This window comes from Leptothrix toolikensis (SeqCode), assembly GCF_057922285.1.
In genome coordinates this window covers 21694-31650 of the sequence record NZ_JBYSVC010000024.1, presented here as the reverse complement: position 1 = coordinate 31650, position 9957 = coordinate 21694, and the positions used below count along the sequence as shown (strand labels likewise).

The window sequence follows — 9957 nt, the reverse complement described above, 5'->3', positions numbered from 1 at the left end:
CCTGCACCAAAGCGCTCAAAGCCCCCAAGCGGTCGGTCATGTTGGTGGCGTCCTTGCAGCGCTGATAAGCGCGACCCGGCCAAACGGCATCACCGCTGCGAGCGGCGTCGAGCACCAAGTTGGCCAAGGCCAGATTGGCCAAGGCGCGCCGACCGCTGGCGATGGCGTCAGGCGAGTAGCCGCCGGTTTGGGCGTGCTTGTCCCACACCGCCGCCCAGTCGGCGTGCAAGGCTTGGGCGAGCTGGGCACGGAAGGCGTCGCGCACGCGGTGGATCGTTTGCGGCTCCACCGCCACACCGCGCTCGGTCAGACGCTCAGCCACATAGCTTTCGCTCGGCAGGGTCAGGAGCAGTTCACGGAAGGCCGCATCCAGGCTCTCGTCGCGCAGCAAGGCTTGCATGGCGTCGATGAAGGCCGCGTCCAGCACCGGGGTTTCTTCGCTGTTTTGTTCGCCGTTCTGATCCGCTTGCACCGCCGCGAGCAGACGTTCGAGCCCGAGTTGCTGGCCGGCTTCCCAGCGGTTGAAGGCGTCGCTGTCATGGCGCAACAAGGTCAGCAGATCATCTTGGCTGGCCTGGGCTTGCAAGATCACCGGGGCCGAGAAGCCGCGCAGCAGCGAAGGCACCGGCGCGCTGTCAAGGTTGATGAAGGTGAAGCTCTGGCTGGCTTCTTCCAGCACCAACAAGCGCTCGGTCGGGCCAGGCATTGCGCCACCGACGAACTGCATCGGCAAGGCGCGGCCTTCGCGGTCCAGCAAGCCCAAGGCCACCGGGATGACGAAGGGTTGCTTCTCGCTTTGGCCGGGCGTGGCCGGGCAGCTCTGGCTGAGCGTCAGGGTGTAGCGCCGGTTGTCAGCGTCGTACTCACCGCTGGCTTGCACACGCGGCGTGCCTGATTGGGCGTACCAGCGTTTGAAAGCCTCCAGCCGTGGGGCCAAGGCGCTGTCGGGGTTGGCATCGCTGATGGCTTGGGCAAAGTCGTCGCAGGTCACGGCTTGGCCGTCAAAGCGCTCAAAGTAGAGCGTCATGCCGCGTGCAAAGCCTGCGCGGCCCACCAGCGTGGCCATCATCCGCACCACTTCCGCACCCTTTTCGTAGACGGTCGAGGTGTAGAAGTTGTCGATCGCTTGGTAGCTGTCCGGACGCACCGGGTGCGCCATCGGGCCAGCGTCTTCGGCGAACTGGATCTGGCGCAGCTGGCGCACGTCTTCAATGCGCTTGACCGCACGGGCCGACGGTGAGCCAGCCATGTCTTGGGTGAACTCTTGGTCGCGGTAGACCGTCAGGCCTTCTTTCAGGCTCAACTGGAACCAGTCGCGGCAGGTGACGCGGTTGCCGGTCCAGTTGTGGAAATACTCGTGGCCGACCACGGCTTCGACGTTGCCAAAGTCCACGTCGGTGGCGGTGGCCGGGTTGGCCAGAACGAACTTCGTGTTGAAGATGTTCAGGCCCTTGTTTTCCATCGCGCCCATGTTGAAGTCGCTCACCGCGACGATCATGAAGCGCTCCAGATCCAGGCTCAAACCAAAGCGGGCTTCATCCCAGATCAGCGCGGCCACCAGCGACTGCATGGCGTGCTCGGTCTTGTCCAAGTCGCCCGAGCGCACGTAGACCTGCAAGAGGTGATCCTTGCCCGTGCGTGAGACCACGCGCTGCTCGCGGCAGACCAAGTTGGCGGCCACCAAGGCAAAGAGGTAGCACGGCTTGGGATGCGGATCGACCCAGACGGCGTAATGCCGACCGTGGTCCAAGTCGCCTGACTCGACCTTGTTGCCGTTCGACAGCAGCACTGGGTAGCTCTGCTTGTTGGCGCGCAAGGTGACCTTGAAGGTCGCCATCACGTCTGGGCGGTCGAGGAAGAAGGTGATGCGCCGGAAACCCTGCGCCTCGCACTGCGTGAAAAAACCGCCGCCTGAGGTGTAGAGCCCGTTCAGACGGGTGTTCTTCTCGGGCGAGCAGGTGTTGCGAATTTCGAGCTGGAAAGGCTCGCTGGGCAGGTTTTCCAGCACCAGCTGGCCGTTCTCAAGCCGGAACGAGATGCTTTGACCATTCACCTGCACCCGGGTGACGGTGATGTCTTCGCCGTCAAGGCGCAGCGCTTCGTGGTGGCCGACGAACGCAGTGTTGGGTTCGACCTGCATCCGACTGATGACCAAGGTCTTGATCGGGTCGAGGTCAAAACTCAGATCCACGGCTCGGATCCAGTAAGCAGGGGCGCTGTACAGCTCGCGCCGCACCAGGGTTTCAGTGCCTTCACGCATGGGTTAGCTTGCTCCGGAATACTCGAAATAAGGGGGGGCAGGGCAGAGGCGGCTTAGAGCCCCTGCTTCAGGCTGGCTTCGATGAAAGCGTCGAGATCACCGTCCAGCACTTTTTGCGTGGCGCTGATTTCAACGTTGGTGCGCAGATCCTTGATGCGGCTGTTGTCCAGCACGTATGAGCGGATCTGATGGCCCCAGCCGACATCGGTCTTGGTGTCTTCAAGCTTCTGCTGCTCTTCTTGGCGCTTGCGCATCTCGAAGTCATAGAGGCGCGAACGCAGGCGCTTCCAAGCCACATCACGGTTGCTGTGTTGGCTGCGACCGTCTTGACACTGCACGACGATGCCGGTCGGGATGTGCGTCAAGCGCACGGCCGAATCGGTCTTGTTGATGTGCTGACCGCCCGCGCCCGAAGCACGGAAGGTGTCGGTGCGCACATCGGACGGATTGATGTCGATCTCGATCGAATCGTCGATTTCTGGGTAAACGAAGAGCGACGCAAACGAGGTGTGCCGTCCGCCCGAGGAATCAAACGGGCTCTTGCGCACCAAGCGGTGTACGCCCGTTTCGGTGCGCAGATGACCAAAGGCGTAGTCGCCTTCCACCTTGATGGTGGCGCTCTTGATGCCTGCTGTGTCACCGTCGGTGAGGTCTTCGACCGTGGCGGTGAAGCCCTTGCGTTCGGCGTACTTGAGGTACTGACGCAACAGCATGCTGGCCCAGTCGCAGGCTTCGGTACCGCCGGCACCGGCTTGGATATCGACGAAGCAGTTCATCGGATCGGCCGGGTTCGAGAACATGCGGCGAAATTCGAGCTTCTCGATCATCGCCCGCAGCGTGGCGGCTTCGCCTTCAATGACTTCGAGCGAATCAAAATCGCTCTCGGCCTTGGTCATCTCGTACAGCTCGATGTTGTCGGCCAACTGGCCGGTGAGGTGGTCGATGGTGCCGACCACTTCTTCGAGTGCGCGCTTTTCTTTGCCCAGTTCTTGGGCGCGTTTGGGATCGTTCCACACGGCTGGATTTTCCAGCGCGGCGTTGACTTCACTCAGCCGATTCGACTTGTGTTCGTAGTCAAAGATACCCCCTGAGCGCGTCAGTGCGCGCTCGCAAATCGGACAACAGCGTGCCGATTGCATTGATACGTTCGATGTCCATGAGCGGATTCCTTGCGAATCCGCGATTTTCTCACGTCAGTCCGTCTTGCTTGAACTTTGTAAGTCAAGCGACTGAGTCGGATGCCCAACGGGCTGGGCTTCGACAAGCTCACCCGACCACCTTGGTGCCCGCTTTTAGTGCGTGCTTCCATGTTGGCGCACCACCCGCTTGCTACGCCATCCGTCGTATTTCCTTGCTCGGGCGTGGCGATGACACTGGGGTTCATTCCTTCACCAACCTTGTGCCTCGCCATGAAATCTTCCCGTCGCACGTTTGCCAAAACCTTTGCCAAGCATCTCAGCGCTGTTGCCATCGGCGTGAGTGCCGTTGGGCTGCCGCTCTGGGCGCAGGCCGCCGACACCATCAAGGTGGGGGTGCTGCATTCGCTCTCGGGCACCATGGCCATTTCGGAAACGGTCTTGAAGGATGTCGCCTTGATGGCGATTGACGAGATCAACGCCAAGGGCGGTTTGTTGGGCAAGAAGTTGGAGCCCGTGGTGGTGGACCCGGCCTCGAACTGGCCGCTGTTTGCTGAAAAAGCCAAGCAACTGCTGACGCAAGACAAAGTGGCGGTGACGTTCGGCTGCTGGACCTCGGTGTCGCGCAAATCGGTGCTGCCAGTCTATGAAGAACTCAATGGCCTGCTGTTCTACCCCGTGCAGTACGAGGGCGAAGAGCTGAGCAAAAACGTCTTCTATACCGGCGCAGCGCCCAATCAGCAGGCCATTCCGGCGGTCGAATACCTGATGAGCAAGGACGGCGGCGGTGCCAAGCGCTTTGTGCTTTTGGGCACCGACTACGTCTACCCGCGCACCACCAACAAGATCTTGCGCGCCTTCCTGAAATCCAAGGGCGTGAAGGATGAGGACATCTTGGAGGAGTACACCCCATTCGGGCACGCCGACTACCAAGGCATCATCGCCAAGATCAAGAAGTTCGCTGCTGAAGGCAAAAAGACGGCGGTGGTTTCAACCATCAACGGCGACTCGAACGTGCCGTTCTACAAAGAACTGGGCAACCAAGGCCTGAAGGCGACCGACGTGCCGGTGGTGGCTTTCTCGGTGGGTGAAGAAGAACTGCGCGGCGTCGATGCCAAGCCGCTGGTGGGTCACTTGGCGGCGTGGAACTACTTCATGTCGATCAAGAACCCGGCCAACGCGGCCTTCATCAAGCAGTGGAGCGACTACGCCAAGGCCAAGAGCCTGCCGGGCCACAAGGACAAGCCGCTGACCAACGACCCGATGGAAGCGACCTACATCGGCATTCACATGTGGGCGCAAGCCGTGGCCAAGGCCAAGAGCACCGACACCGACAAGGTGATCGCCGCCATGGCCGGTCAAACCTTCAAGGCACCGGGTGGTTTCACCAGCACCATGGACGCCAAGAATCACCACCTGCACAAGCCGGTCTTCATCGGCGAAGTCAAAGCCGATGGCCAGTTCTCGGTGGTCTGGAAAACGCCGGGCCCGATCAAAGCTCAACCTTGGAGCCCGTACATCGCGGAAAACAAGGGCAAAAAAGACGAGCCTGAGAAGAAGTGAGACCCCAAGCCATGTTGCGCCCCTTGCGGTGGATCTCATGGCTGTGCGCGGGCCTGCTTGCCTTGAGCAGCAGTGCCCACGCCCTCAGCCCCCAACAGGCCTATGCCATCGCGGCGGGTGAGCCGGATGCGCGCATCACGGCCTTGAATCAGGCGGTAGCTGAGGCCGACCCGGCCTTGGGCCGCTTGGTGCAAGCGCTGCTCGACGATCAAGTCAGGGTCGCGGGCAGCGTGGCTTATGTGGTGCAGGCCGACGTGGCCGTCGGGGCCGTGATCGCGGGCAGCGAGGCTCCAGCACCTTTGCCGTTGGACGCCGAAGAGGTGGTCAACAACAACCGCATGCGTGCAGCCCTTGAAGCGGTGCTGGGCGCGCTGCGTTTGGTCTCGCCCGAGGCCAAGGTCCGCCAAGCGGCCATTCAAACCTTGAGTCAACAAGCGTTGCTGCCCGCGCAGTTGCCGCTGATCGACAAGGCGCTGGCGGTGGAGACCGATCTCGGTCTGCAAGCGCAACTCAAGATGATGCGAGCCACGCTTTGGCTGGCTTCAGAGGAGCGTGATCAGCGCCTCCAAGCCGCGCATTTGCTCGGGCAAAGCGCTCAAAGTCAAGCCAAAAGCTTGCTGCAAGATCGCTTGGGGCCGGCGGGCGAAACCGATCTGGAAATTCGCAGCGCCTTGATGATGTCGCTGGCAGCGGTCGAGAACCGCTTGGCTTGGGGCGAGCGGCTCGGGGTGCTCTTTACGGGCTTGAGCTTGGGCTCAATCCTGCTGCTGGTGGCGCTCGGGCTGGCGATCACCTACGGCCTGATGGGCGTGATCAACATGGCGCACGGCGAGCTGATGATGATCGGGGCCTACGCCACCTACATGGTGCAAAACCTGTTTCGCCAACACCTGCCGGGCTACTTTGACGCCTACATCGTGGTGGCGATTCCGGCCTCATTTTTGGTGGCGGCGCTGGTCGGTGCGGCCTTGGAGCGCAGTGTGATCCGCTGGCTGTACGGGCGTCCGCTGGAAACGTTGCTGGCCACTTGGGGCATCAGTTTGATGCTGATGCAAGGCGTGCGCAGTTTGTTTGGTGCGCAAAACGTGGCGGTCGAGAACCCGAGCTGGCTCTCGGGCGGCGTGCAGGTGTTGAGCAATCTGACGCTGCCCTACAACCGCTTGGCCATCATCGTCTTTGCTTTCTTGGTGCTGGGCGGCGTGGCGCTGATGATCGCCAAGACCCGCTTGGGCCTTTTTGTGCGCGGCGTGACTCAAAACCGCCGCATGGCCGCTTGTGTGGGCATCCCCACCGCCCGCATCGACACCTATGCCTTCAGCTTAGGGGCCGGGATCGCGGGCTTGGCAGGCTGCGCGCTGAGTCAGATCGGCAACGTCGGGCCGGACTTGGGCCAGAGCTACATCGTTGATGCCTTCATGGTGGTGGTCACGGGCGGCGTGGGGCAGTTGGCTGGCACGGTCTACGCCGCACTGGGTTTGGGTGTGCTCAACAAGCTGCTGGAGGGCGTGGCCGGCGCGGTGCTGGCCAAGATCATGGTGCTGGCGTGCATCGTGGTGTTCATCCAAAAGCGTCCCCAAGGTCTGTTTGCCCTCAAGGGCCGGAGTGCTGACGCATGAGCCTGAACATGAAGTCTTTGAGCGGGGTGGGCGTGCTCACGGTCGTGCTGGTCGTGCTGGCGGGGGGGGTGGTGCCGCTGCTTCACTTGGTCGTGCCTGCATCGAGCCCGCTGCACTTGGGCGACTACGCCGTGCAGTTGACGGCCAAGATCATGTGTTTGGCCATCTGTGCGCTGGCCATGGACTTGATCTGGGGCTACACCGGCATCCTGAGCTTGGGGCATGGGCTGTTCTTCGCCTTGGGCGGCTACGGCATGGGCATGTACCTGATGCGCCAGATCGGCCATGACGGCAACTACAAGAGCGATCTGCCCGATTTCATGGTCTTTCTTGACTGGAAGTCGCTGCCTTGGGCTTGGTCGTGGAGCGACAGCTTTGTGCTGCAAATGCTCTTGGTGCTCTTGGTGCCGGGCTTGCTGGCGTGGGTGTTTGGTTTCTTCGCCTTTCGCTCACGCATCAAGGGCGTGTACTTCTCGATCATCACGCAGGCCATGACGTTCGCCGCGATGCTGCTGTTCTTTCGCAACGAGACCGGCTTTGGCGGCAACAACGGCTTCACCGACTTCAAACGCATCTTGGGCGTGCCCTTGGCGCAACCCTCGACACGCATGGTGCTGTTTGTGATCACGGGTTTGAGCTTGATCGGTTTTTTCTGGCTGGCGCGCTGGATCGTCGCCAGCAAGTACGGTCGGGTGCTGCAAGCCCTGCGCGACGCTGAAAGCCGCGTGATGTTCACCGGCTACAACCCGCTGCACTACAAGCTGAGCATCTGGACGCTCTCGGCGGTGATGTGCAGCGTGGCCGGCGCGCTCTATGTGCCGCAGGTCGGCATCATCAACCCGGGTGAAATGAGTGCGGCCGCGTCGATCGAGATCGCCATCTGGACAGCGGTGGGCGGGCGCGCCACGCTCATCGGGCCGATCATCGGGGCCTTCTTCGTCAACGGGGCCAAGAGCTGGTTCACGCAGGTTTTTCCCGAGTTTTGGCTCTACTTTTTGGGCGGATTGTTCATCGCGGTGACGCTGTTTTTGCCGCAGGGCATCGTCGGCCTGTTGCGCCTGTTTCGCCACAAAAAGGAAGCCAAGTCATGAGCATGGACCTGTATGGCGGGCGTTTGGCCAAGATCGGCGAGCCCGATTTCACCCACGGTGTGGCGCTTTATCTCGACGACATCACCGTGAGCTTCGACGGCTTTCGGGCCTTGAACGCGCTGAGTTTGTCGATCAACGTGGGTGAGCTGCGCTGCATCATCGGCCCCAACGGTGCGGGCAAGACCACGATGATGGATGTCATCACCGGCAAGACCCGGCCGGATGCTGGCACCGCTTCTTTTGGCTCGACCATCGACTTGCTGCGCCTGCGCGAACACGAGATCGCCCACATCGGCATTGGGCGCAAGTTCCAAAAACCCACGGTCTTTGAAGAGCTGAGCGTGTTCGATAACTTGGAGCTCGCCCTCAAGACCGACCGCAGCGTGTGGGCCAGTTTGTTTCACCGCTTGAGCGGCGAGCAACGCGACCGCATCGAAGCCACCTTGACGCTGATCCACTTGAAAGACGCGTGGCAGCGCACCGCTGGCTTGCTCAGTCACGGCCAAAAGCAGTGGCTGGAGATTGGCATGCTTTTGATGCAAGAGCCCAAGCTTTTGCTGCTCGACGAGCCGGTGGCGGGCATGACCGATGAGGAAACCGAACGCACCGCCGAGCTGTTTTTAAGCCTAGAAGGCAAGCACTCCTTGGTGGTGGTCGAGCACGACATGAGCTTTGTCGATCAGCTCACCCAAGGCCACAAGACCGTCACCGTGCTGCACGAAGGCCGGGTGCTGGCCGAAGGGCTGCTGGCGGATGTGCAGGCCAATGAGAAGGTGGTTGAGGTTTATCTCGGCCGATAAAAAGACAAGCAAGAGACAAGCAAGAGGGAGAAGCAAGATGCTCAACGTGGCCGGTCTTCATCAGTATTACGGCGGCTCGCACATCCTGCGCGGGCTGAACTTTGTGGCGCAACCCGGCGAGGTCACGGTGATCCTCGGGCGCAACGGCGTGGGCAAGACCACGTTGCTCAAAAGCTTGATGGGCGTGGTGCCGATCCGCTCGGGCTCGGTCACGCTGGGCGGTCTTGACATCAGCCATCAAGCCCCTTTTGAGCGGGTGCGCCGGGGCATGGGCTATGTGCCGCAGGGCCGCGAGATTTTTGGTCGCCTGAGCGTCGAAGAAAACCTGCGCATGGGTTTAGCCTCCCGTCCTGCCAGCAGCGTCATTCCGCCCGAACTCTTCGAGCTCTTTCCGGTCCTCAAGACGATGTTGCACCGCCGGGGCGGTGACTTGTCCGGTGGCCAGCAGCAACAACTGGCCATCGCCCGCGCCTTGGCTCCCGGCCCCCAACTGCTGTTGCTCGACGAGCCCACCGAAGGCATCCAGCCCAGCATCATTAAAGACATCGGCCGCGTCATTCGCCGTCTGGCCGACGAAGGCCTGAACGGCCAGCGCATGGCCATCGTGCTGGTCGAGCAGTTCTACGACTTCGCCGCCGAACTCGCCGACCAATACCTGGTCATGGAACGCGGCGAAATCATCGCCCAAGGCCGTGGCCCCACCATGGCCGCCGACGGCGTGCGGGCGATGATGGCGATTTGAGGGAGGCGACAACCCGGATGCTCAATTCAATAATGCCAATGCGGCTAATTGGCGATCCACATAGCTCAGCTTGGTGCCTTCGACCCGAATAGCACCTTCGCGTTGCAGTTCTTGAAACATATGCCCAGCCAATGATTCGGACTGCTGAGCGTGCGTGCGCAGGGCGTTGCGCAACGTCTCCGGTTTGCCGGGCCGGGTGTTGGGGTGCGCGATCAGGCGAGCGCAGAACGAGCCCAAGGTTGGCGTGCTTTTGATGGCTGCGGCGGTGGTAGATGTTGTTGTTGCCAAGGTGCCTGGCTCCACGGCGCTGACGGTGGGCGGTTCGGTGAGGGTGGTGGTGGGGGCTGCGCTGAGCTTGGTGGGACTACCGATGCGTTGTGCTTGGCGGCCTTGGTCTTGGAGCAGATGGACCACATGATCCAGATCGGTATCGTTGGAAACGATGCTGAACTGAGCCTCGGCCGGCATTTGCTGCATCAGCATGCCCGCGAAGAAACTGATGCCGAAATCAGCGGCGTTCTTGCCCAAGCGGTGCATGTGAATGATGCGCAACTTTTGGTTTTGCAACGCTTGGCTCAGCGCCGGCAGCCAGTCCAGCGGTACCTTGGCACCACTCTGGGCGTAGCAAATCACCACGCTGGCGTAACGGTCCAACTGATCCAGCAAGCCGTTGACCTGACTTGGGCAGTTTTCCAAGTCAATCAGCAAGATTTCAGGGCTTTCGGGGGTGTTCATCTGAGGCGCTCCCT

The 9957-nt window shown here is 61.3% G+C and carries 8 protein-coding genes; 5 read left to right on the top strand and 3 right to left on the bottom strand.

The features are described from left to right. Together pepN and prfB are read right to left on the bottom strand one after the other, a co-directional pair. Positions 1 to 2260 (bottom strand): aminopeptidase N (pepN, locus tag AC3VI7_RS05685; protein WP_489671419.1); only part of this gene is annotated, 2260 nt, incomplete at its 3' end. Positions 2261 to 2313: 53 nt separating this feature from the next. Continuing rightward, positions 2314 to 3418, bottom strand: a protein-coding gene (gene prfB, locus AC3VI7_RS05680; RefSeq protein WP_489668799.1) for a peptide chain release factor 2 whose coding sequence is annotated in 2 segments (ribosomal slippage) — positions 2314 to 3336 and positions 3338 to 3418 — 1104 coding nt in all. Because the reading frame shifts where the segments join, the coding sequence is not laid out codon by codon here. 251 nt (positions 3419 to 3669) lie between these two features. Between prfB and urtA the strand changes: the two genes are divergently transcribed. Genes urtA through urtE form a run of 5 tightly spaced genes read left to right on the top strand, consistent with a single transcriptional unit; the run spans position 3670 to position 9208 of the window. After that, positions 3670 to 4959, top strand: coding sequence for an urea ABC transporter substrate-binding protein (urtA, locus tag AC3VI7_RS05675; RefSeq protein WP_489668798.1), 1290 nt, complete (start codon positions 3670 to 3672; stop codon positions 4957 to 4959). 11 nt (positions 4960 to 4970) lie between these two features. Further along, on the top strand, positions 4971 to 6575 hold the full coding sequence (urtB, locus tag AC3VI7_RS05670; RefSeq protein WP_489668797.1) for an urea ABC transporter permease subunit UrtB: 1605 nt from the start codon (positions 4971 to 4973) through the stop codon (positions 6573 to 6575). Positions 6576 to 6583: 8 nt separating this feature from the next. Further along, on the top strand, positions 6584 to 7666 hold the full coding sequence (gene urtC, locus AC3VI7_RS05665) for an urea ABC transporter permease subunit UrtC (RefSeq protein ID WP_489668796.1): 1083 nt from the start codon (positions 6584 to 6586) through the stop codon (positions 7664 to 7666). Next, positions 7663 to 8466 (top strand): urea ABC transporter ATP-binding protein UrtD, encoded by an 804-nt coding sequence (urtD, locus tag AC3VI7_RS05660; protein ID WP_489668795.1) that lies wholly within the window; start codon positions 7663 to 7665, stop codon positions 8464 to 8466. The genes urtC and urtD overlap by 4 nt, the downstream gene beginning before the upstream one ends. Before the next feature lie 37 nt (positions 8467 to 8503). Next, on the top strand, positions 8504 to 9208 hold the full coding sequence (urtE, locus tag AC3VI7_RS05655) for an urea ABC transporter ATP-binding subunit UrtE (RefSeq protein WP_489668794.1): 705 nt from the start codon (positions 8504 to 8506) through the stop codon (positions 9206 to 9208). Between the two features lie 21 nt (positions 9209 to 9229). Here urtE and AC3VI7_RS05650 read toward each other — a convergent pair whose 3' ends face one another. Further along, complete coding sequence (locus tag AC3VI7_RS05650) at positions 9230 to 9943, bottom strand: PIN domain-containing protein (protein WP_489668793.1); 714 nt, start codon at positions 9941 to 9943, stop codon at positions 9230 to 9232. Positions 9944 to 9957: the final 14 nt, after the last annotated feature.

Excerpts from the sequence above, each read along its gene's own strand:
- urtA (WP_489668798.1), top strand. The coding sequence starts at position 3,670 with ATGAAATCTTCCCGTCGCACGTTTGCCAAAACCTTTGCCAAGCATCTC.
- urtB (WP_489668797.1), top strand. The coding sequence starts at position 4,971 with ATGTTGCGCCCCTTGCGGTGGATCTCATGGCTGTGCGCGGGCCTGCTT.
- urtC (WP_489668796.1), top strand. The coding sequence starts at position 6,584 with ATGAAGTCTTTGAGCGGGGTGGGCGTGCTCACGGTCGTGCTGGTCGTG.
- urtD (WP_489668795.1), top strand. The coding sequence starts at position 7,663 with ATGAGCATGGACCTGTATGGCGGGCGTTTGGCCAAGATCGGCGAGCCC.
- urtE (WP_489668794.1), top strand. The coding sequence starts at position 8,504 with ATGCTCAACGTGGCCGGTCTTCATCAGTATTACGGCGGCTCGCACATC.
- AC3VI7_RS05650 (WP_489668793.1), bottom strand. The coding sequence starts at position 9,943 with ATGAACACCCCCGAAAGCCCTGAAATCTTGCTGATTGACTTGGAAAAC.